Genomic DNA, 22,186 nt, shown 5'->3' with positions numbered 1-22,186 from the left:
AAGCTGTGGAACTGACTGCGTGCCCGACCGTCGGTCGACCAAACCCGGAGCGCCCACGGCCGATCCGAAACGGACATCCGGCCCGATCGGTCGTGTTGCGGGCGCGGTCACGCGCCGTCGACTCATTTTCCGAGGTGGGGGTGTTACCTGCTCCGGGCCGTCGGGTAGTCGGTGGGCGTCCCCGCCGTGCAAGCGAACCGTGCCGTGGCCGAAACGCGGTAGCGGGGCGAGGGAAGGCAGGTACGACTCATCGCATCCTGAGGAGGACCAGATGAGCACGCAGGCTGCTTCCACCAGGCCGATGAACCGGCCCATGAACGACCCGCAGAACCCCGCCATGATGCGGGACACGCAGCAGATGCCGGTCATGCACGACGGGCATCGGAACGACATGCAGGCTCCCGGTACGGAGACCAAGCAGGCGTTCAAGACCACCGAGTTCTGGATCTACCTGATCGCGGTGGCCGCCGTACTGGGCGCGTCGCAGGTCGTCGGTCGGAACTCGGCCGGGGTGGACATCTTCCGGGCCGACAACGCCTGGTTCCTGATCACCCTGCTGACGTTGGGCTACCTCGGTAGCCGCGGTCTGGCCAAGGCCGGCAGCAACTTCCGCAGCGGTGCGGAGCGCAAGGCCCGGCACTGACCGGGTGACAGCGCACGGTGGCCTCCGGGAGAGTTCTCCCGGAGGCCACCGTCGTGTGCTCAGGCGTTACTCGTCGCCGCCGAAGTCGCCGAAGTCCCCCTCGAAGGCGTCCTCGATCATCTCGCCGGCGATCATGCCGCCGGCGACGCCGAGCGCCGCGCCGGCGACCATGCCGCCCACACCCATGCCGCCACGGCCGTGACCGTGGCCCGGCCCGTAGCCGTGTCCGTGGCCGTACTGGGACCGCAGGCTGCCGTAGCGGGACGTCGTCTCACGCAGCCACCCGTCGACGACCTGCGCCCAGTCGACCCGGTCGACGTCGGCGTGCGACACCTGGTAGCGGCCGAACGCGTCGTGCCCGGCGCTGAGGAAGCCGCCGCGCTTGTCGCACTCCAGGATCACCTCGACGCCACGCTGGCTGGTCACGAAGGTCAGCTCGACCTCGTTGATCGTGCCCGCGTACTGCGGGGAGGCGAAGAACTCGATCTCCTGGTAGAACGGCAGCGTCTGCTGCACGCCCCGGATGTGGCCACGCTCCAGGTCGGCGTTCTTGAACCGGAAGCCGAGCCGCTGGAACGCCTCCAGGATCCGCTCGTGCACCGGCAACGGGTGCACCGCCACGTGGTCCAGGTCGGTCTTGTCCACCGCGCGGGCCACCGACAGCTCGGTCCGCAGGCCCATCGTCATGCCGTGCAGGCGCTGGCCGTACACGTCGGTGATCGGGGTCTCCCACGGCACCGGAAGCTGGAAGGGGATGGACAGCTCCTGCTTCGGCGCGAGCTGTAACGCCCCGCTCACGGCCATCCGGTGGAACTCCATGGTGCCGGCGTACTCCGTGTCGTGGCCCTCGACCTCGACGCGGGTGACCAGGCCGATCACCACCTGCTCGATGGCCGCCGGGTTGTCACCACCGACGATTCTGACCTCCCCGTCGAGGGTCAGGCCGGGCCGGGTGTTGGGGTTGGCCAGCACAGTGTCCACGCTGGGACCACCCACACCGAACGCGCTCAACATCTTCTTGAAGACCATCGGAACTCCTGTGCGACAGCCGACCGCTCCACCATGGAGTCGGACGTTGACTCACCGCGCACCCTATCCAGACCCCCTGTGAGATGGCTGTGAGCGCGCCGCCCCCGCCCCGTGCCTCCCGCGCTTGATCGACTCGACATCGCCGATGTGGCGGTATCCGCCGCCCTGGAGAGCCCCACATGGGCGATCTGGTGTCGAGACCGGCTCACGCCGGGGTCAGGTCCGCGATCGCCAGCCCTCCTCGACGGTGCGCCGCAACCGTTCCACCGCCCGGTCGAACAGGCCCGCCACCTCGTGCGCTTCCATGGCCGAGATGGTGCCCGCCGGCCGGTGGATGCCGCCATCGACTTCTGATCGACTCGACATCGCCGAAGTCGGGGTATCAACCCGACCGGGACACCGCGACATCGGCGATGTCGAGTCGATCACGGGTCGGTGCGCGTGAATCTGCCGTCCTTGAGCCCGTTGGCGAACGCGGTCCACCCGCTGATGCCGTTGACGAGGGTCGCCCCGCGCGGTCCTTGCTGTCGCCCGCCGACGATCCCTAGGTCGATCATGGACTTGTGGTGCCGAATAAAGCCCCCGATAGACGTCTATTCGGGCACCACAACTCCATGATCGACGCAAGGGGGCGGGGCGGGGGCGGGTCGCCGAGGGGGCCGGGGTTTCATGTCACGGGTCGACGACGACCAGCTCGCCTACCTGTTCGCCGATCGTCGTGCGGGCCTCGGCGGGGAGGCCGACGTCGGTGATGAGGACGTCGGCGGCCTCCAGCGGGGCGATCGTGGCGATGCCGATCGTCTCCCACTTGGTGTGGTCGGCGAGCACCACGAGCCGGCGGGCCGCCCCGATGAGGCAACGGTTGACGCCGGCCTCCAGCAGGTTCGGCGTGGTGAAGCCGGTACGCGGGCTGAGCCCGTGCACGCCCAGGAAGAGCAGGTCAACGTTGAGCGCGCTGATCGCCGCCTCGGCCACCGGGCCGGTCAGCGCGTCGGACGGGGTACGGATGCCGCCGGTCAGGACGACGGTCTGGTCGGCGCGCGGGTTCTGGTAGAGCGCGTCGGCCACCGGGATCGAGTTGGTCACCACGGTCAGCCCGTGCACGTCGGACAGCAGGGTGGCGAGCGCGGCGGTGGTCGTACCGGCGGACAGCGCGATGGCCATCCCCGGCTCCACCATCGTGGCCGCCCGCTCGGCGATGGCCCGCTTCTCCGCCTGCTGGCGGATCGACTTCGCGGCGAAGCCGGGCTCGTCTGCCGAACCGGGCCCGGCCAGTGTCGCGCCACCGTGGACCTTGTCCACCAGGCCGCGCTCGGCCAGCACCTCCAGGTCGCGCCGGATCGTCATGTCGGACACGCCGAACCGGCTGACCAGGTGACTCACCCGTACCCCGCCGCGCTGGCGGATCAGGTCGAGGATGGCGCTCTGCCGCTGCTGGGCCAGCATCTGGGGAACCTCCTTCGCACCGTGGCCGCCGCCCGGATCAGGACTGGTCCTCACGGACGACCGCCACCTCACCGGCCGGCACGGTCAGCTCACCCGTACACGGCACACCGGTCAACAGCTCGACGCCGGTCGCCGAGATCCGTACCTCCGACGACGTGTGGTTGATCGCGAACAGCCAGCTTCGCTCGCCGTCGCGGCGTCGTACCACCTCCACCCCGGTCGGTGCCTGCGCCGCCGGACGGACGCCGGCCTCGTCGAGCAGCCGGGCGACCAGCCGGTCGGTGGCCGGCTCGTCGAGCCGGGCGCCGACGTACCAGGCGGCGCCCGCGCCGACCGGCCGCCGCGTCAGCGCCGGCACGCCCGGCAAGGGCCCGTCGGTGTACGACGCCAGCACCTCGGCGTCGTCGGCGTGCAGCCACTCGGTCCACACGTCGGCGGCGCTGCCGTCGTCGAGGCGCACCTGTTCGCCCTCGCGCAGGGGGAAGAACTCCTCGGTGCGGACGCCCAGCAGGTCCCGGAACGCGCCGGGGTAACCGCCGAGGCGGATGTGGTCGTTCTCGTCGACGATGCCGCTGAAGTAGGTGATCGCCGCGGTGCCACCGGCCGCCACGAATCGGCGCAGCGCCTCGACGTCGGCGTCGCGGACGAGGTAGAGGGTGGGCGCCAGGACCAGTCGGTATCCGCTGAGGTCGGCCGACGGGTGGACGATGTCGGCGGTCACGCCGGCCCGCCACAGCGCGCCGTACAGCGCGTTGATCCGGTCGGCGTAGGTGACGTCGACGCTGGGGTGGGAGTCCAACTCGACCGCCCACCACGCCTCGAAGTCGAACAGGATGGCCACGTCGGCGTCGACCCGGCTGCCGCGTACCTCGGCGAGGGCCTTGAGGTCCGCGCCGAGCTGGCAGACCTCGGTGAAGACCTTGGTGTCCGGGCCGGCGTGCGGCACCAGCGCGGAGTGGAACTTCTCGGCCCCGGCCCGGGAGGCGCGCCACTGGAAGAACAGCACGCCGTCGGCGCCCCGTGCGACGTGGGCCAGGCTGTTGCGGCGGAGCTGGCCGGGGAGTTTCGCCACGTTGCGCGCCTGCCAGTTGACCGCGCTGGTGGAGTGCTCCATCAGTAGCCAGGGCTCGCCGCCGGCGACGCCACGGGTGTGGTCGGCGGCAAACGCCAAGCCGAGGTGGGAGCGCGGGTCGGCGGCGTTCAGGTAGTGGTCGTTGGAGACGAGGTCCACGTCGCCGGCCCAGGAGTGGTAGTCCATGTGCTTGGCCATGCCGATCATGAAGTTGGTGGTGACGGGCTGGCGGACCAGCGTCGTCAGCACCTCGCGTTCGGCGCGTAGCTGGGCGCGCTGCTCGTCGGAGGAGAAGCGCAGGAAGTCGAGCTGCTGCGTGGGGTTGGCGAACGTCGGCGCGGTGCGCGGCGGGTTGATCTCGGCCCAGTCGCCGTAACGCTGGCTCCAGAACGCGGTGCCCCACGCGTCGTTCAGTCGGTCCAGGTCCCCGTAGCGATCGCGTAGCCAACCCCGGAACGCCTCGGCGCTGACGTCGCAGTAGCAGTGCACGTTGTGGCAGCCCAGCTCGTTGGAGACGTGCCACATGACGACGGCCGGGTGTTCGGCGTACCGGCCGGCGACCGCGCGCACCACCTCCAGGGAGCGCTCGCGGAAGACCGGGGAGCTGGGGCAGTACGCCTGCCGCCCGCCCGGCCAGAGGATCGCGCCGTCGGCCCGTCGGGGCAGCGTGTCCGGGTACGCGCGGGCCAGCCAGGGCGGTGGACTGGCGGTGGCGGTGGCCAGGTCGACCTGGATGCCCCCGTCGTGCAGGAGGTCGAGCACACGGTCCAGCCAGCCGAACTCGAACCGACCGGGGTGCGGTTCCAGGAGCGCCCAGGAGAAGATGCCGACGGAGACCAGGTTGACCCCGGCCCGTCGCATCAGCTCGACGTCCTCCGACCAGGTCTGCTCGGGCCACTGCTCGGGGTTGTAGTCGCCGCCGAAGTAGATGCCGTCGCCCTGCCATCGCCGCATGACAGGTGAGGGTGCACCCGCCATCCACCGAAGTCAACAGGTTCCAACATCGACTTCCTTTCCAACGTTTACCTCGTAACGGCCGGATCACGACTGGGTTATCAGAGGCGAAAGGACCTCTTGACAGCGGCCTATGGAGGGGTAGCTTGAGGCCCCAACTGGCCGATCGTGTTCGCCAATGTGGAATCTCGGTGGATCACGATGCGTATTCGCCAGGCTGGACCGCTCCTCACCACACCTGACCCATGGGCGTAGCACCTCTTCTTCCGCAGGAGGCACAGATGTCCCGTCCCCGATCGCAAGCCGAATACCTGGCCCGGCTCGTACCGCCCTCCGTCGCCGGCATCAACCGACGGTCACTGCTGGCCGGCGCGGCCGGCACGGGCGCGCTGCTCAGCACCGGTCTGCTCGCCGGCTGCGGCGACGACTCCGGCTCCGGTGGGTCCAGTAAGGACGTCACGCTCGGATCGAACCAGTCCGACCAGAAGCCCAAGGACGTCCTCGCCAAGATCACCGACGCGTTCAAGACCTCGTCCGGCGTGCAGGTCGCGACCAACACGGTCGACCACAACACGTTCCAGGAGAACATCAACAACTACCTGCAGGGCAAGCCGGACGACGTCTTCACCTGGTTCGCCGGCTACCGGATGCGCTTCTTCGCCCAGAAGGGCCTGGCCAGCGACATCAGCGACGTGTGGGGCAAGCTCTCCGGCTACTCCGACGCGTTCAAGAAGGCGTCCACCGGCGACGACGGCAAGCAGTACTTCGTGCCGGCGACGTACTACCCGTGGGCGGTCTTCTACCGCAAGTCGGTCTGGAAGCAGTACGGCTACCAGGTGCCCACCACCCTGGACCAGTTCACCCAGCTCGGCGCGCAGATGAAGAAGGACGGCCTGACCCCCATCGCCTTCGCCGACAAGGACGGCTGGCCGGCCATGGGGACGTTCGACATCCTCAACCTGCGGATCAACGGCTACCAGTTCCACATCGACCTGATGGCCGGCAAGGAGGCGTGGACCTCCGACAAGGTCAAGAAGGTCTTCGACACCTGGGCCGGCCTGCTCCCCCTGCACCAGCCGGACAGCCTCGGCCGCACCTGGCAGGAGGCCGCGCAGTCGTTGCAGCAGAAGAAGAGCGGTATGTACCTGCTGGGCCTCTTCGTCGGTCAGCAGTTCAGCAACGACGAGCAGGACGATCTCGACTTCTTCACCTTCCCCGAGATCGACCCCGCCATCGGCGCGAAGGCCCTGGACGCCCCGATCGACGGCTACATGATGGCCCGCAAGCCCAAGAACGAGGACAACGCGCGCAAGCTGCTGGAGTACTTCGGTGGCAAGGCCGCCGCGGACATCAACCTCAAGAACGACCCGGCCGTCCTCGTCGCCAACAGTGGCGCGGACGTCGGCGGCTACACGGCCCTGCAGAAGAAGGCCGCCGAACTGGTCGGCTCGGCCACCGAGATCGCCCAGTTCCTCGACCGGGACACCCGGCCGGACTTCGCCTCGACGGTGATGATCCCGGCGATCCAGCAGTTCATCAAGAACCCGAAGGACATCGGCGGGCTGACGTCGTCCATCGAGAACCAGAAGAAGTCGATCTTCACTGACTGACGGCGGAAGGGGGAGGACATCGTGTCCGACCTGCCCCTGATCCAAGCGGATCGCGCCGTGCCGCCGCCGGCCGCGACCACCTCCACGGGTGGTCGTCGCCGGCGGCTACGGCTCCTGTCCCCCACCGACCGCGTGGTCATCACGCTGATGGTGCTCGTCCCACTGCTGCTCGTGACCGCACTCGTCTGGCTGCCGGCCCTGGCGACCGTGGTGTTGTCCGGCACCGACTGGGACGGCATCGGTCCACTCAACGAGATCCAGTTCGTCGGCGGGCGCAACTACAGCGACGTGGTGAACATCTACCCGCCGTTCGTGCCCGCGATCCAACACAACCTGCTCTGGCTCGCCGTGCTGTTCGTGGTCGCCACGCCGTTCGGCATGTTCCTGGCCGTACTGCTCGACAAGGAACTGCGCGGCAGCCGCTTCTACCAGACGGCGCTGTACCTGCCGGTGGTGCTCTCGCTGGCGCTGATCGGCTTCGTCTGGCAACTGCTCTACTCCCGTGACCAGGGTCTGATCAACGCCGTCCTCGGCACCCAAACCGACTGGTACGGCGACTCGAACGTCAACATCTGGGCCGTCATGATCGCCTCTGGGTGGCGACACGTCGGCTACATCATGCTGCTCTACCTGGCCGGGCTGAAGGGCGTCGACCCGTCGCTGCGCGAGGCCGCCGCGGTCGACGGCGCCTCCGAGGTACGGACCTTCTTCCGGGTCGTGTTCCCGGTGCTGCGACCGATCAACATCATCGTGCTGGTGGTGACCGTGATCGAGTCGCTGCGGGCGTTCGACCTGGTCTGGGTCGTCAACAAGGGCCGCAACGGCCTGGAGTTGATCTCCGCGCTGGTCACCCAGAACGTGGTGGGTGAGGCGAGCCGGATCGGCTTCGGCTCCGCGCTGGCGACGATCATGCTGGTCGTCTCGCTGGTCTTCATCACCATCTACCTGGCGACCGTGATGAGGGAGAACCGGGAATGAGCGTCGACACCCCGATCCGCCGACGCAGGCTGACCCCGCTGCGGATGCTGCTGCACGGCTTCCTCATCGCCGTGGCGCTGATCTGGCTCTTCCCGATCGCCTGGGCGGTCCTCACGTCGTTCCGCTCGTACCAGTACACCGCCGCGAACGGCTACGTCTCGTTCGGCGGCTGGACCATCGACAACTACGTCACGGCCTGGAATCAGGCGGAGTTCGGCAAGCACTTCCTCAACTCGGTCTACATCACGGTGCCGGCGGTGCTACTGACGCTCTTCCTCGCCTCCTGCGTCGCGTTCGTCATCGCCCGGTTCAGCTGGAAGATCAACCTCCTCCTGCTCGGGGTGTTCACCGCCGCCAACCTGCTGCCGCAACAGGCGCTGCTCATCCCGCTGTTCCGACTGTTCACCGAGGTGCCGCTGCCGGAGTTCATGAGCGACTCGGAGCTGCTCTACGACAGCTACTGGGGCCTGATCCTGATCAACGTCGCCTTCCAGTGCGGGTTCTGCGTCTTCGTGCTCAGCAACTACATGAAGGCGCTCCCCCACGACCTGTACGAGGCGGCGATGGTCGACGGCGCGAGCGTCTGGCGGCAGTACTGGCAGATCACCATGCCGCTGTGCCGGCCGGCCCTGGCCGCGCTGGCCACCCTGGAGGTGACCTGGATCTACAACGAGTTCTTCTGGGCCACCGTCCTCATGCGTACCGGCGACAAGTTCCCGGTGACCAGCTCGCTCAACAACCTGCGCGGCCAGTTCTTCACCGACAACAACCTGGTGTCGGCGGGCAGCGTGCTCGTCGCGGTCCCCACCCTGGTGATCTTCTTTATGCTCCAGCGGCACTTCGTCCGGGGCCTGACCTTGGGAGCCTCCAAAGGATGACGATCCTGCACCTACGCCGCGGGCGCACCAGCCTGGTGGTCGACGCGCGCGGCCCGGGGCTGCCCCGCGTGGCGCACTGGGGTGGCGACGTCGGCGACCTGGACGACGACGGCCTGCGCCACCTCGTGGACGCCACCGTGCCACCGGTGGTGCCGAGCAGCTTCGACGAGCCACCCGTGCTGTCGCTGCTGCCGGAGGCGAGCGCCGGTTGGATCGGACGGCCGGGGCTGGCCGGGCACCGCGACGGGCGGGACTGGTCCACCGCGTTCCGGCTCGACGGCCTCGCCGTCGACGAGCCGGCCGACGGCCCGGCCCGGGTCACCGTACGGGCCTCGGACGAGGCCGCCGGGCTGTCCCTGGCCATCGAGATCACCCTCGACCCGTACGGCGTGGTGACCATCCGGCACCGGCTCCGCAACGACGGCGACGGCGCGTACGAGGTGCGGGAGCTGACCCCGGCGCTGCCGGTGCCGGCGGTCGCCACCGAACTGCTCGACCTGACCGGCCGCTGGTGCCGCGAACGCTCGCCCCAGCGGCACCCGTGGCAGCACGGCGCGTGGGTCCGCGAGGGACGGCACGGCCGCACCGGGCACGACGCCACGCTGCTGCTGGTGGCCGGCACCCCCGGGTTCGATTTCGGCCACGGCGAGGTCTGGGCGGTGCACACCGCGTGGAGCGGCGACCACGTCACCGTCGCCGAACGGCTCCCCACCGGCGAGTCCACTCTCGGTGGCGGCGAACTGCTGGCTCCCGGCGAGATCAGGCTCGCTCCCGGCGAGGCGTACGAGACTCCGCTGCTCTACGCCGTCTGGTCCGACGAGGGGATGGACGGACTCAGCGACGTACTCCATTCGCACGTGCGGGCACGGCCCGGACACCCGCGCTCCCCGCGCCCGGTGACCCTCAACGTCTGGGAGGCGGTCTATTTCGACCACGACCTGGACCGGCTACGGGCCCTGGCCGACCGTGCCGCGCGGATCGGCGTCGAACGGTTCGTGCTCGACGACGGCTGGTTCCGGGGCCGGCGCGACGACACGGCCGGGCTGGGCGACTGGTACGTCGACGAGGGCGTGTGGCCGGACGGCCTGCAACCCCTCATCGACCACGTGACCGGTCAGGGCCTTCAGTTCGGTCTGTGGGTGGAGCCGGAGATGGTCAACCCCGACTCGGACCTGTTCCGCGCGCACGCCGACTGGCTGCTGGCCGTGCCAGGGCGGCTGCCGCCGGCGTGGCGCAGCCAGCAGACGCTCGACCTGGGCCGCCCCGAGGCGTACGACTACGTGCTGGAACGCCTCGACGCCCTGCTCACCGAGCATCCCGGCATCAGCTACCTCAAGTGGGACCACAACCGGGACCTCACCGAGGCGGGACACCACGGCCGGCCCGGGGTGCACGGGCAGACCCTCGCGGTCTACCGCCTCCTCGACGAGCTACGTCGACGCCACCCCGATGTGGAGATCGAGAGCTGTTCGTCCGGCGGCGCCCGGGTGGACCTGGCCATCCTGGCCCGCACCGACCGGGTCTGGGCCAGCGACTGCAACGACGCCCTGGAACGGCTCGGCATCCAGCGCTGGACCGGGCTGCTGCTGCCACCGGAACTCGTCGGCACGCACATCGGTCCGGAGCGCTCGCACACCACCCACCGCGTACACGACCTGGGTTTCCGGGCGGCCACGGCGCTCTTCGGTCACCACGGCATCGAGTGGGACATCGCCTCGATCAGCGCCGCCGAACAGGCTGAGCTGACCGCCTGGGTGGCGCTGCACAAGCGGCTGCGTCCGCTGCTGCACGCCGGCCGGGTGGTCCGGGTCGACCATCCGGACCCGGCCGTCTGGGCGCACGGCGTGGTTGCCCACGACACGACCCGAGCGGTGTACGCGGTGGCCCGGCTGGCCACCTCGGTGGCGCAGACCCCGGGCGCGGTACGGCTGCCCGGCCTCGACCCGGCGCGGCGTTACCGGGTACGGCCGGTCGCGGACGTGCCGCCCCCGGCGACCATCGAGCGGTCCGCGCCGCCCTGGCTGGCGTCCGGCGTCACGCTCAGCGGAGCGGCGCTGGCCCGGGTGGGCGTGCAGCTACCCGCGCTGCACCCCGAGCAGAGCCTGGTGCTGGAGGTCGACGAGGTCGGCTGAAAAAATCTTTGTCCGGGGTGTCGAGAACGGTGTCGTCGGCTTCTACCTCAGGGTGAGAGCACCGAGGACGGTGCGCAGGCGTGAGGAGCAGGACGATGAAGTACATGCTGTTGATGCAGTTCAGCGCCAACGGGACCGACTTCCCGAGCATCGACACCTGGACCCAGGACGAGGTCCGGGCGCACGTCGCGTTCATGCGTGAGGTCAACGAGAAGCTGGCCGCCGATGGCGAGTGGGTCGACGCCCAGGGCCTCGGCGGCCCGCAGCAGGCGCGGATCGTGCGCGCCGGTGAGGGCGGCGCTCCGGTCGTCACCGAGGGCCCGTTCGCGGAGACGAAGGAGTTCCTCGCGGGCTTCTGGATCGTCGACCTCGACAGCCCGCAGCGGGCGGTGGAGTTGGCCGCGCACATCTCCACCGCGCCCGGCCCGGGTGGCCGTCCCCTGAACATGCCGATCGAGGTGCACCCGGTGATGTCCGCCCCAGCACAGGAGCTGTGAGCGCTGACCACCGACCCCCGCGTCGAGGACCTGCTGCGCGAACTGGCGCCGCAGGTCCTCGGCGTGCTCACCCGCCGGTTCGGTGACTTCGGCACCGCCGAGGACGCCGTGCAGGAGGCGCTGCTCGCCGCCGCCACCCAGTGGCCGGCCGACGGGCTGCCGACGAACCCCCGCGGCTGGCTGATCCAGGTCGGTTACCGCCGGATGATCGAGCTGGTCCGCGGCGAACAGGCCCGGCGTCGCCGCGAGGACCTGGTGACCCGTCAGGACCCGGACGACCGGCGGTACGCGCCACCCCCGGACGAGGAGTTGACCGCCGAGCGGGACGACACCCTGGTCCTGCTCTTCCTCTGCTGTCATCCGGCGCTCGCCCCCACGTCGGCGGTCGCGCTGACCCTGCGCGCGGTCGGCGGACTGAGCACCGCCGAGATAGCCCGCGCGTTCCTGGTGCCCGAGGCGACGATGGCCCAGCGGATCAGCCGGGCGAAGCAGCGCATCCGCGCATCCGGGCTGCCGTTCCGGATGCCCGTCGAGGCGGAGCGGGCCGATCGGCTGGCCGCCGTCCGGCAGATCCTCTACCTGATCTTCACCGAGGGGCACACCAGCACCGCCGGCCCGGACCTACGCCGTGTCGACCTCGCGGCCGAGGCGATCCGGCTGACCCGGGCGCTGCACGTGCGCCTGCCCGACGACAGTGAGACCGCCGGGCTGCTCGCGTTGCTGCTCCTCACGGAGGCGCGCAGTCCGGCACGGACCGGGCCCTCCGGAGAGCTGATCTCACTGGCCGAGCAGGATCGCAGCCGCTGGGACGCGGCGGCCATCGCCGAGGGCGTCGCACTGGTCACGGCGGCGCTGCCGCGCGGGCCGGTCGGCCCGTACCAGGTGCAGGCCGCCATCGCCGCGCTGCACGACGAGGCTCCCAGCACCGACACGACCGACTGGCCCCAGATCCTGGCGCTGTACGACGTGTTGGTTGGCTTGGCCGGCACCCCGGTGGTGGCGCTGAACCGGGCGGTCGCGACCGCCATGGTGCACGGGCCGGCTGCCGGCCTCAGGGCCCTCGACGCACTGACCAACGATCCCCGGCTGGCGGACCACCACCGGTTGCCCGCCGCCCGCGCGCACCTGCACGAGATGGCCGGCGATCGGGAGCGGGCGATCGCGGACTACCGGGACGCCGCCGCCCGCACGAGCAGCCTCCCCGAACAGCGCTACCTCACCATGCGTGCCGCCCGGCTCACCGCCGAGTCCCGGGGCGGACCGAAGCCCGGCTCGACTCCCCCCGCCTCGCCGTAGCGCTCGGTCGGAGCATCCTCTGCCCGGCCGGGCGTAGGGGTCTAGTCGCTGCCTTTGGAGCTGATGCCGTAGACGATTCACCAGCTGACCGGACCGGGACCGCCCTGCCTCCGATTCGTTCACAGCATCAGCTCCAAAGGACTCGCCGAACACGCGCCGGACCGGGGACGCCACGCGGGAACGCGAGGCGCCGCCCGCACCACCGACGGCACTAGCCTGGGCGTCGATGCTCCGAGCACGGCCGGCGGGCCGCGCCGGCCAACGAGGACCGCGAACCGAGGACTGAGGGGCCGTATGGCGTACGTGCTGCTGGGGATCGCCATCCTCGCCGAGGTGCTGGCGACCAGCCTGATCAAGAGCACCGCCGGTTTCACCCGTCTCTGGCCGACGCTCGGCTGCCTCGCCGGGTACGCGTTGGCGTTCGTCCTGCTGGCTCAGGCCGTCAAGGAGATACCGGTCGGCGTCGCGTACGCGCTCTGGTCGGGGCTGGGCACCGCGACGATCGTGGCGATCGGCGCGGTGTTCCTGGGCGAGTCGGTCGGGCCGCTCAAGCTCACCGGCATCGCGCTGATCATCGCCGGGGTGGTGATCGTGAACCTGACCGGGGAGCACTGACCCCGCCCTGCCGCCGATGCCGGCGACGGACGGCGGACCACGCGAGGTGGCCGCCGCCCGTCGTCGGAGGAAAGCACGGTCACCTACGCGAGATCATTCGCCGTCGACCTTCATGGCGGACCACCAGCCGAAGGTCCTCGGCTTGTTGAGCCACGAGCCGAAGGGGGCGTTGAAGCCGCCACTGCTGGTCGAGGTGAAGGTGTGCCAGCCCAGGCTGTTGTCGGAGTACTGGTAGAGGACAGCCAGATCGTCGCGCTTGTCGCCGTTGTAGTCGCCGGAGGTCAGCTTCATGCTGCCGAACCGGCCGAAGGTCGTGGACGACCAGGACTGGACCGGCGCGTTGAAGTTCCCGTCCGCCTTGGCGGTGAAGGTGTGCAGGCGGGTGCTGCTGGCGCCGAGGTCCTGCAGGACCGCCACGTCATCGCGACCGTCACCGTTGAAGTCGCCGTCCGCCAGCTTCATCGCGGAGAGGGCGGCGAACGGCTTGTCGGCCGGCGTCGACCAGGAGGTGTACGACGTGGGGAACTTGCCGTCCACCTGGCCGGGCCAGGTGATCAGCGCCATCGACCCGTTGGCGTACGCGTAGAAGAGGGAGACGTCGTCCCGACCGTCGCCGTTGACGTCCCCGGAGAACACCGAGACGCTGGACCAGGTACCGAAGGTCGACGCCCGCCATGCCTCGATCGGGGCGTCGAACCCGCCATCCGCCCGGGCGGTCCAGGTGATCCACGCTTCGTCACCGGTGCCGCTGTTGTAGCCGTAGAAGGCGGCAAGGTCGGCGCGGCCGTCACCGTTGAAATCGCCCGAGGTCATCTTCATGCTGGTCAGGTGGCCCCAGCCCGCGGGCGCCGTCCACGAGCGGATCGGAGCGCCGGACGTACCGTTGGCCCGGGTGATGAACGTGTCGATCGCGAAGTTTCCCTCGACGCTGGTCGACAGAGCCGCGACATCCTTGATGCCGTCGCCGTCGAAGTCGTCGTTGAACACCTTGACCCGGTCCGCGGAGTAGCCCGCGCCGCCCCTCCAGTCGGCGGTCGGAGCGCCCAGACCGCCGGTGGAGGTCCCTGGGAAGGTGATCGGAGCGACATCCTTCTCGGCGTACACGTACAGGATGTTGACGTCCTCGTAGCCGTCGGTCGCCACTCCCTGCGGGATGGTCGCGGCGAACCAGGATCCGAGGTCGTCGACCCGGCTGTCCACCGCGTCGCGGCGCGTCTCCGTCTCGCCGAGACACCCGCCCTGCCACGCGCTGCGGTGCACGCCGACCAACTGCGCCTTGCCACTCACCACGCGCACCGTGGGCCCACCCAGGTCTCCGCGGCAGAGCCCGGTCTGACCCGTGCCCAGGATGTCCACGGTGGACGCGCCGACGGCCTGCACGGCGAAGGTGCCACTGTGCAGCTTGTCGGGAACCCAGGCGCTGGCGGTACGACCGAAGCCACCCCCGGTGAGCTGCTCGCCAGCCTGGGGTGCGGTACCCAATGCCACCGGAGTCACGTCGACCCGACTGTTCAACCGCACGAGAACGAGATCGCGATCGGGATGCGGGACGATCCGGAAGGCGGAGACGACCGCCCCCGCCGAGCTGGTGAGGTCGGTGCGGCCGACAGTAACGGTCGTCGGCCGGGTGGGCGCGCCCGCGACTACCGCCTGGCCGCCGAAGCTGAAGCAGCTCTTGGCAGTGAGCACCCACCAGGGGTCGACGACCGAGCCGCTGCACGAGCGCTCCGCCGACCCGACGTCGACCTTGGCGGTGAAGGCGAACGCCCCGTCGGCGACGGCAGCGCCTCCGGTCACAGCCTGCGCCGGCCCAGCGGTGAGAGCGCCTGCGGCCAGGATTGCCGCGAGCAGGCCGGCATGGGCTGCTCGCCGTCGATGAGACGAAGACACGGATGATCCCCTCTGGATCTGAAGGCAGGGAGGCTGCTCAGCACGGATCAGGGAGCAACCGCAGGCTCACCTTAGGGATCAATCAGTTTTCGTGCTGTCCCCCCACGCGTGGCGAACCCCACAGGGAGGCCACTTGTCCTGCTTGGATGTGTGCGTCAAATAGGTTGACTTCGTCGCGCGGGAAGTGGCCGAGCTCGACCGGCCCGGCCACTTCCCGATCCTGCTCTGAGTCAGCTCGCCGTGCAGCTCACCTGCGGCGCGGTGTTGCTGCCGGTCCAACTGCCGAGGAAACCGAAGGTGGCGCTGGCGCCGGCGGCCAGGCGACCGTTGTAGTCCAGGCTGCGGGCGGTCACCGTGGCGCCGCTGCTGGTCACCGTCGCGTTCCAGGACTGGGTGACGCTCTGGCCGCTGGCGAAGGTCCACCGGGCGGTCCAGCCGGTGATGGCGCTCGTGCCGGCGGTCACCCGTACCTCGCCCTGGAAGCCGCCCTGCCACTGGTTGGTGATGGCGTAGCTGGCCGAGCAGCCACCGGCCGGCGGCGGCGTGGTGGGTGAAGGGGTCGTCGGAGGTGGCGTGGTCGGAGGTGGCGTCGTCGGAGGTGGCGTCGTCGGCGGCGGCGTGGTCGGCGGCGGGGGGCCGTTGAAGACGCTGGCCTCGCGGGAGGTCTGCCGGATGCCGTTGATGCCGTTGAAGATCCGCTGTCCCCAACTGGTCAGGCTGGCCGGGTTGAACGCGGTGGCCATGTCGAGATACTCGACGCCGCCCCCGTTGCCGCTCCACGACCAGCCGAGCCAGCCGATCCCGCTCGCCTGGCTGTAGGCGAGGATGGAGTCCTCGTCCGGGTCGCCGTCGGAGTGGTTGAAGCCGAACTCACCGACCACGATGGGCAGCCCCGCCGCACGGAACCGGCCCAGGTAGTCGCTGATCTCGGCAGCGGTGTCGAAGACGCCGTACATGTGGATGGAGAAGAGCGTGTTCCGGGCCGGGTCGGCGGCGAAGACCGACGCCGCGTTGTCGCGCATCGTGAACGACCAGTCCTGGCCCCAGTTCGGCGCGTCCACCATGATGGTGTGGGTCAGGCCGCCGGCCCGCAGCCGCTTGATCGCGTTGGCGCTGTCGGTGCCCCACGAGGCGTAGTTCTGGTTGCCGTACGGTTCGTTGCCGATATTGACGATGACGTACCGCTCCTGGCCGACCAGCACATCCTTCAGGCTGAGCCAGTAGTCGACGGCACGGTCCAGGGTGATCGCGCCGCTCTGCTCGCCGTAGCCGGTGGTGTCGTGCACCTCCAACACGCAGATCAGCCGGTTGGCCTTGCACAGCGAGATGACGTTGGCGACGTCGGCGTTGGTGTTCCGGGTCCAGCGGTCGCCGCTGGCGAGCACCACCCGCACGGTGTTCGCGCCGAGCGCCTTGACGTTGGCGAACGAGCTGGTCTGCTGCGGGTACCAGGTGTGGGCGTGGTTGACGCCACGCATGACGAATTCGGCGCCGTTGGCGTCGTACAGCTTGCCGCCCGCGACGGAGAAGCCGGCCGCGGCGTGCGCCGGTTGACCGAACGCCAGCACGGCGAGCAGCAGCGCGAGCAGGGCGGCGCCGACGGCGGAGAGTCGAGTCTTCATGGCCTTCCTCAGGGAGGACCCCCGATGCCCGGCAGGGGTGGGGTGCGACAGGGGAAGGCGGCTGCAGCCCGACAGCCGCCGCCCGGCTCCCGGCGGCGCGCATCAGCGTAGGGCGATGGACCAGTCCTCGCAACCGGTTCAGTAGAACGCTCGAAGGGGCGGGCAGCCGTGACGGCCCGCGCGAACGCGGGCCGTCACGGGGCGGTCATCCCCACCACAGGATGTGCGCCACACCGAGGGTCTTAACCGGTTAAGAGGACCGTAGGCGGGTCCACGGCATCCGTCAAGCATCGCCCGAGCAGAACCGGACAGGAGGGTTGACCGTTGCTGACCTGGGTATCCCGGGACGAACCGTCGGCGAGAAGGAGATAGCGGGATGGTGAGCGTCGGCTACACCCTGATGTGCGAGCAGGCCGGTCCGAAGCAACTGGTGGACCACGCGGTCCGGGCCGAGGCCGCCGGCTTCGACCAACTGGTGATGTCCGACCACTACTACCCGTGGCTGGAATCCCAGGGGCACTCCCCGTACGCGTGGTCGGTGCTCGGCGCGGTCGCGCACGCTACCTCCCGCGCGGAGTTGATGTCCTTCGTGACCTGCCCGATCCGCCGCTACCACCCGGCCGTGGTCGCTCAGAAGGCCAGCACCATCGGTGCGCTCTCGGACGGGCGGTTCACCCTCGGCCTGGGCGCCGGGGAGAACCTCAACGAGCACGTGGTCGGCGGCTGGCCGCACGTGCAGCAGCGCCACGAGATGTTCGAGGAGGCGTTGCAGATCATCCGTCCGCTGCTCAACGGCGAGACGTTGACCTTCTCCGGCAACCACTTCGACGTACCCGACGCGTACGTCTGGGACCGGCCCGAGCGGCCGGTTCCGATGGCGATCGCCGCCTCCGGCCGGCAGTCGGCAACCCTGGCCGCCGAGTACGGCAACGGCCTCGTCGCCACCGAGCCCGACCGGCACATCCTGGAGATGTACGACGACGCGGGCGGCGCCGGCCAGCCCCGCTACGGGCAGGTGGCCATCTGCTACGGCCCCGACGAGGCCGAGTGCCGCAAGATCGTGCACGACCAGTTCCGCTGGTTCGGCATGGGCTGGAAGGTCAACGCCGACCTGCCGGGGCCGGAGTCCTTCGCCGCCGCCACCCAGTTCGTCCGGGAGGAGGACGTCGCCGAGGGCATCTCCTGCGGCCCGGACGTGGACGTCCACGTCGAGGCGTTCCGCAAGTTCGTCGACGCCGGCTTCACGCACGTGGCGATCATCCAGGTCGGCGGGGAGACCCAGCCGATGTTCCTGGACTGGGCGCAGGACCAGCTACTGCCCCGGCTGCGTCAACTGTGAGGGTGACGGCGCCCGGCCGGTTCGGGTTGGCCGAGCTGCGGCTCGCGCTGGCCGCCCCCCGGCCGGCCGCCGGTCTCGCCAGCGACTGGCGGCTCGTCGACGGACTGCGCACCCACACCCGGCTGAGCGCCGACCCGGGCGCCGGGGCCACGCCCGTGGTGCTGGTGCACGGCCTGGCCGTCTCGCACCGCTACCTCACCCCACTGGCCGTCGCGCTCGCCAGCACCCACCCGGTGTACGTGCCGGATCTGCCCGGCTTCGGTCTGAGCGAGCACCCCGGGGGCGCGTACGACGTCGCCCGGCACGCCGACCACCTGGCCGCCTGGCTGGCCGCGTACCAACTGCCCCCGGTCTGCCTGGTGGGGCACTCGTTCGGCGCGGAGGTCGCCGCCGCGGTGGCCGCGAACCATCCGGACGCGGTACGCGCGCTGGTGCTCGCCGGGCCGACCAGTGACCCGGCGGCCCGGTCCCGGCGGGCCCTGTTCGGCCGGTGGCTGGTGGACACGTTGCGCGAGGCCCCGTTGCAGGCGCCCATCCTGGCCCGGGACATCTGGGACGCCCGGCCCTGGCGGGTACTCGCGACGCTGTCGCACTCGGTGCGCAACACGATCGAGACCGACCTCGTGCGGATCACCACGCCGACCCTCGTGCTGACCGGACGGCGCGACCCGGTGGTGCCGGCGCGGTGGCGCGACGAGGCGACCCGGCTCGTACCGGACGCCGCCCTCACCGTCGTGCCGGGTGCGGCGCACAACGTCCTCACCACCGCGCCGACGGCGGTCGCGGACGCGATCCGCCATCTGCTCACCCCGCAGCCTGCACTCACGGACAGGTGAACACCATGCGCTTCGGAAACACGGAGATCCGCCCGCTCGGTGGTGGCCTCGGCTGCCTTCTGATGATCCTCTTCTCGATCCTGGCCTCGGTGGTGCTGACCGTCCTGCTCAACCTGGTGCTCTGACACGTCGTCAGCGGCGCAGACCCAGTGCGCTCAGCACCTCGCGAGACGCCACCCGGGCCGGGTCGAGCACCGCGCCGCGGGTCCACCTGACCGCCGGCGTGACGGTGGCCCGCCACGCCGCGCGCAGGCCGCGCGCCGTCGGCACAACCGTCACCGACCAGACCCAGCGGACGCCCGACAGCAGCGGGCGTACGGCGTGCCGCCACAGCCAGCGCAGCCCGAGCCCGATCGGGCGCAGCAGCAGTCGGTAGACCCACCGGAGCAGCCAGCCGGCGGTCCGCCACGCCCCCACCAGCGCGGCGACGACCAGCCGACCGAATCCGACGACGAGCCACCAGACCCCACGGCCCAGGCCGACCACGACCCACCGGACTCCCCGGGCCAGCGCGACGAGCACGGCAACCACCGCCCCGGCGAGCAGGGCGACGCCGCGCCACAGCAGCCGTCCGGCGGGGGCGAGCGCCGCGCCCAGCCAGCGCAGCGGCCGCACGACGAGGTGCTCGGCGAGCCAGACGAGCACGCGACCCAGGGCCACGAGAGGCGGGCGCAGCCCCTGGCGGGCCAACCACACCAGCGGCGACCACAGCACCGTGCGGACCGTCCAGGCGAGGGCGTACGCCAGCCACACCAGCGGCACCCACACGAGAGCCCGCGCCGCCCACGCCACGCCCCGCGCCAGCCAGACGACCGGCAGCCAGACGAGATTCTGAGCCACCCAGGCCAGACCGCGCCCCAGCCAGACCAACGGCACCCACACGAGATTGCGGGCCGCCCAACGCAGCGGACGCCACAGCAGGTGATGCGCGCACCAGAGCAGCGGACGCCACAGCAGCCGGTCCAGGGCCCACACCAACGGGGCCACCAGCCAGTCGCGCAGGAACCGTCCAGCCGGGGTGAGCAGGTACCGGCCCAGCAGCCGGCCGGCAGCCGCGATCAGCTCCCAGAGCAGGCGTACCGGCAGCACGAAGACCAGCGCGACACCGCGCGCGACGGCCGCGACGAGCGGAAGCGCGGCGGTGGCCGGCTCGGTCGTGGGGACGGTCGACGGGGACCGGCCCGCCGGCGCGGCCGCGCGATCGGTCGGCGGACCGGGCAGCGGTGGGCGGGGGTTGGGCCGGTCGGTCACGGTGGGCACGGTAGCCCGGCGACGCCATCCGCCGGGGCCCCTCGTGCCCGACGCCGCCCGCACCGTCATGCCGGGTGCCGCGCACAACGTCCTCACCACCGCCGACGGCGGTCGCGGACACGATCCGCCATCCGCTCACGCCGCAGCCCGCACTCACGGACAGCCGGGTATGGGAGGGCTCGGGTGAGCCCTCCCATACCGGCACGACGTCAGAGGAGTCGGATCGCGTCCCACTGCCACTTCGCGCTGGCCGGAACGATCAGGCTGTTGGTGTAGGCACCGAACCCGCCCGAGGTGTTCGCCAGTGCGGTGTGCATCGTGATCGACCCGTTCGACTGCGCGTACATGGCCCCCAGGTCGTCACGGCCATCACCGTTGAAGTCGCCGGTGATGCTGCGGAAGGAGTTCCACCCCCAGGAGTTGACGGGGATCTTGTAACTGCCGGTGAAGGTGCCGAACCCACCGCCGGGAGTGCTCAGCGAGGTGAACAGCTCGATCGAGCTGTCCTTGTAGCCGTACAACATGCCAGCGTCGTCCCGGCCGTCACCGTTGAAGTCACCGGTGGTCAGGCGAATGGCATCCCACTGCCACTTCGCGGTGGCCGGAACGGTCAGGCTGCCGGTGAAGGCACCGAACCCGCCCGAGGTGTTGGCCAACGCGGTGTGCATGGTGATCGACCCATCGGCCTGCGCGTACATCGCGGCCAGGTCGTCGCGGCCGTCGCCGTTGTAGTCCCCGACGATCGTCCGGAAGGAGTTCCAGCGCCAGGAGTTGGCGGGAATCGTGTAACTGCCGGTGAAGGTGCCGAACCCACCGCTGGACGTACTCAGCGAGGTGAACAGCTCGATCGAGCTGTCCTTGTAGCCGTACAACATTCCAGCGTCGTCCCGGCCGTCACCGTTGAAGTCACCGGTGGTCAGGCGAATGGCATCCCACTGCCATTTCGCGCTGGCCGGAACGGTCAGGCTGCCGGTGAAGGCACCGAACCCGCCCGAGGTGTTCGCCAACGCGGTGTGCATGGTGATCGACCCATCGAACTGGAAGTACATCGCGGCCAGGTCGTCGCGGCCGTCGCCGTTGTAATCCCCGACGATCGTCCGGAAGGAGTTCCATTTCCAGGCGTTGGCGGGAATCTTGTAACTGCCGGTGAAGGCACCGAACCCGCCATTCTGGTCGCCCAACGAGGTGAACAGCTCGATGGAGTTGTCACGGTAGCGATAGAGCATCACGGCATCGTCGCGACCATCGCCGTTGAAGTCCCCGGACTTCTGCACCACAGCAGGGTCCTCAACCGGGGTGACCCCCGGCGCGCTGGACTGGTCCAGCCACTGCGCCACGGTCTCCCCGCGCAGGACACTGAGCAGGGCGGCCTTGTTGTCGTAGTTGTTGACCTTGTCGCGGTCCTCACTCAGATGAATGTGCCAGAGGTGTGAGTTGTCAGACGACTTTGCGTAGTCCCCCCGGAAGTCCCACCCCTCCACATCATCGTCGCTGTCGGTCTGACCGAAGAATTCCCGCCATCCGTCCAGCCGAGGATCGTTGGGGTCCTGACCCGAGGCCAGCAAGCGCTTGGAGTAGCGGGCGATGTTGCTGTAGTCCGCGGCGGCGGCCCGCACGGTGGACGGAAGGACCAGATCCGGGTCGGCAGCCTGGTCGGCCATCAGCGAGAAACCCTGTGCTTCCGGGAAGGTCCAGTCGTATGCGGCTGCCTTGTCGGACGGACCGCCCTGGTCCTCGGCGTCCTGGACGGAGTAGTCGTCCGCGTCGTTGGCCGACCGGGTGTTGTGGTAGCCCGGCTTGTTGTCGTAGATGCCCCCGTCCTCGGTGCCGGGCTCGAGGCTCTTCAGCTCCTGCATCAACCACCAGGAAGCTTCGGTGATTCTGGACGGGTTCGGGTTCTCGGCCGCGCTGGCCGGAGCCGGCACTGCGGCCACGGTGGCGACGAGCAACGCCGACGCGACCACGGCGATCCCGCGCAGCGGGCGTGACCTGGATGGTGTGGTTGACAGGATTTTGGGCATGGTGAGGCGCATCGTGCTCCTTCTTGCGCGGCGACAGGACACAAAAGGGCGTCCACAAATGACACTCATGGACGATG

Annotated in this window: 18 protein-coding genes and 1 pseudogene; 10 read left to right on the top strand and 9 right to left on the bottom strand. The window is 70.0% G+C overall.

The genetic code is table 11. From position 1 onward, the window contains the following. The first annotated feature begins 358 nt into the window (after positions 1 to 358). Positions 359 to 643: a hypothetical protein gene (locus ACTFTM_RS09730; protein ID WP_425731982.1), complete on the top strand. Its 285-nt coding sequence runs from the start codon at positions 359 to 361 to the stop codon at positions 641 to 643. 66 nt (positions 644 to 709) lie between these two features. Here ACTFTM_RS09730 and ACTFTM_RS09725 read toward each other — a convergent pair whose 3' ends face one another. The 4 genes from ACTFTM_RS09725 to ACTFTM_RS09710 all read right to left on the bottom strand — a co-directional run bounded on the left by ACTFTM_RS09725 (position 710) and on the right by ACTFTM_RS09710 (position 5,144). Then, positions 710 to 1,672 (bottom strand): sporulation protein, encoded by a 963-nt coding sequence (locus ACTFTM_RS09725; protein ID WP_449565466.1) that lies wholly within the window; start codon positions 1,670 to 1,672, stop codon positions 710 to 712. A 425-nt stretch (positions 1,673 to 2,097) separates the two neighbouring features. Continuing rightward, positions 2,098 to 2,229 carry a hypothetical protein gene (locus ACTFTM_RS09720; RefSeq protein ID WP_449565465.1) on the bottom strand — a complete coding sequence of 44 codons (132 nt, stop codon included), beginning with the start codon at positions 2,227 to 2,229 and terminating at the stop codon, positions 2,098 to 2,100. Between the two features lie 115 nt (positions 2,230 to 2,344). Next, positions 2,345 to 3,118 carry a DeoR/GlpR family DNA-binding transcription regulator gene (locus tag ACTFTM_RS09715; RefSeq protein WP_355233767.1) on the bottom strand — a complete coding sequence of 258 codons (774 nt, stop codon included), beginning with the start codon at positions 3,116 to 3,118 and terminating at the stop codon, positions 2,345 to 2,347. A gap of 37 nt (positions 3,119 to 3,155) precedes the next feature. After that, positions 3,156 to 5,144, bottom strand: coding sequence for a beta-galactosidase (locus ACTFTM_RS09710; RefSeq protein WP_449565464.1), 1,989 nt, complete (start codon positions 5,142 to 5,144; stop codon positions 3,156 to 3,158). 281 nt (positions 5,145 to 5,425) lie between these two features. Here ACTFTM_RS09710 and ACTFTM_RS09705 point away from each other — a divergent pair, with 281 nt between their 5' ends. The 7 genes from ACTFTM_RS09705 (at position 5,426) to ACTFTM_RS09675 (ending at position 13,150) form a co-directional block, all read left to right on the top strand. Further along, positions 5,426 to 6,754 carry an ABC transporter substrate-binding protein gene (locus ACTFTM_RS09705; protein WP_449565463.1) on the top strand — a complete coding sequence of 443 codons (1,329 nt, stop codon included), beginning with the start codon at positions 5,426 to 5,428 and terminating at the stop codon, positions 6,752 to 6,754. A 21-nt stretch (positions 6,755 to 6,775) separates the two neighbouring features. Beyond that, complete coding sequence (locus ACTFTM_RS09700; protein ID WP_449565462.1) at positions 6,776 to 7,732, top strand: carbohydrate ABC transporter permease; 957 nt, start codon at positions 6,776 to 6,778, stop codon at positions 7,730 to 7,732. Further along, the gene (locus ACTFTM_RS09695; RefSeq protein ID WP_449565461.1) at positions 7,729 to 8,610 is read left to right on the top strand and encodes a carbohydrate ABC transporter permease; all 882 of its coding nucleotides are present in this window, start codon (positions 7,729 to 7,731) and stop codon (positions 8,608 to 8,610) included. Before ACTFTM_RS09700 ends, ACTFTM_RS09695 begins: the two co-directional genes overlap by 4 nt. Next, positions 8,607 to 10,742 carry an alpha-galactosidase gene (locus tag ACTFTM_RS09690; protein ID WP_449565460.1) on the top strand — a complete coding sequence of 712 codons (2,136 nt, stop codon included), beginning with the start codon at positions 8,607 to 8,609 and terminating at the stop codon, positions 10,740 to 10,742. Before ACTFTM_RS09695 ends, ACTFTM_RS09690 begins: the two co-directional genes overlap by 4 nt. Before the next feature lie 95 nt (positions 10,743 to 10,837). Continuing rightward, positions 10,838 to 11,239 carry a YciI family protein gene (locus ACTFTM_RS09685; RefSeq protein ID WP_449565459.1) on the top strand — a complete coding sequence of 134 codons (402 nt, stop codon included), beginning with the start codon at positions 10,838 to 10,840 and terminating at the stop codon, positions 11,237 to 11,239. A 3-nt stretch (positions 11,240 to 11,242) separates the two neighbouring features. Beyond that, the gene (locus tag ACTFTM_RS09680; protein WP_449566592.1) at positions 11,243 to 12,535 is read left to right on the top strand and encodes an RNA polymerase sigma factor; all 1,293 of its coding nucleotides are present in this window, start codon (positions 11,243 to 11,245) and stop codon (positions 12,533 to 12,535) included. A gap of 294 nt (positions 12,536 to 12,829) precedes the next feature. Further along, entirely contained in the window at positions 12,830 to 13,150 is a 321-nt protein-coding gene (locus ACTFTM_RS09675) for a DMT family transporter (RefSeq protein ID WP_449565458.1), read from the top strand. Positions 13,151 to 13,243: 93 nt separating this feature from the next. Here ACTFTM_RS09675 and ACTFTM_RS09670 read toward each other — a convergent pair whose 3' ends face one another. Continuing rightward, positions 13,244 to 14,947, bottom strand: coding sequence for an FG-GAP-like repeat-containing protein (locus ACTFTM_RS09670; RefSeq protein ID WP_449565457.1), 1,704 nt, complete (start codon positions 14,945 to 14,947; stop codon positions 13,244 to 13,246). 323 nt (positions 14,948 to 15,270) lie between these two features. Then, positions 15,271 to 16,662, bottom strand: a complete 1,392-nt coding sequence (locus ACTFTM_RS09665) for a cellulase family glycosylhydrolase (protein WP_449565456.1) — start codon at positions 16,660 to 16,662, stop codon at positions 15,271 to 15,273. A 376-nt stretch (positions 16,663 to 17,038) separates the two neighbouring features. Here ACTFTM_RS09665 and ACTFTM_RS09660 point away from each other — a divergent pair, with 376 nt between their 5' ends. Continuing rightward, positions 17,039 to 18,001 carry a TIGR03557 family F420-dependent LLM class oxidoreductase gene (locus tag ACTFTM_RS09660; RefSeq protein ID WP_449565455.1) on the top strand — a complete coding sequence of 321 codons (963 nt, stop codon included), beginning with the start codon at positions 17,039 to 17,041 and terminating at the stop codon, positions 17,999 to 18,001. A 2-nt stretch (positions 18,002 to 18,003) separates the two neighbouring features. Then, complete coding sequence (locus tag ACTFTM_RS09655; RefSeq protein WP_449565454.1) at positions 18,004 to 18,837, top strand: alpha/beta fold hydrolase; 834 nt, start codon at positions 18,004 to 18,006, stop codon at positions 18,835 to 18,837. Positions 18,838 to 18,969: 132 nt separating this feature from the next. Here the strand turns inward: ACTFTM_RS09655 and ACTFTM_RS09650 are convergent, their stop codons facing one another. From ACTFTM_RS09650 to ACTFTM_RS09640, 3 genes and pseudogenes are all read right to left on the bottom strand, one after another. Further along, positions 18,970 to 20,088 (bottom strand): hypothetical protein, encoded by a 1,119-nt coding sequence (locus ACTFTM_RS09650; RefSeq protein WP_449565453.1) that lies wholly within the window; start codon positions 20,086 to 20,088, stop codon positions 18,970 to 18,972. 209 nt (positions 20,089 to 20,297) lie between these two features. After that, entirely contained in the window at positions 20,298 to 21,362 is a 1,065-nt protein-coding gene (locus ACTFTM_RS09645) for an FG-GAP repeat domain-containing protein (RefSeq protein WP_449566591.1), read from the bottom strand. Positions 21,363 to 21,413: 51 nt separating this feature from the next. After that, positions 21,414 to 22,109: pseudogene (locus tag ACTFTM_RS09640) on the bottom strand (hypothetical protein); the annotation flags it as partial. Positions 22,110 to 22,186: the final 77 nt, after the last annotated feature.

This window comes from Micromonospora sp. RB23, from assembly GCF_053585025.1.
The sequence above is the reverse complement of the archived record's forward strand: the minus strand, read 5'-3'. Positions and strand labels throughout refer to the sequence as shown.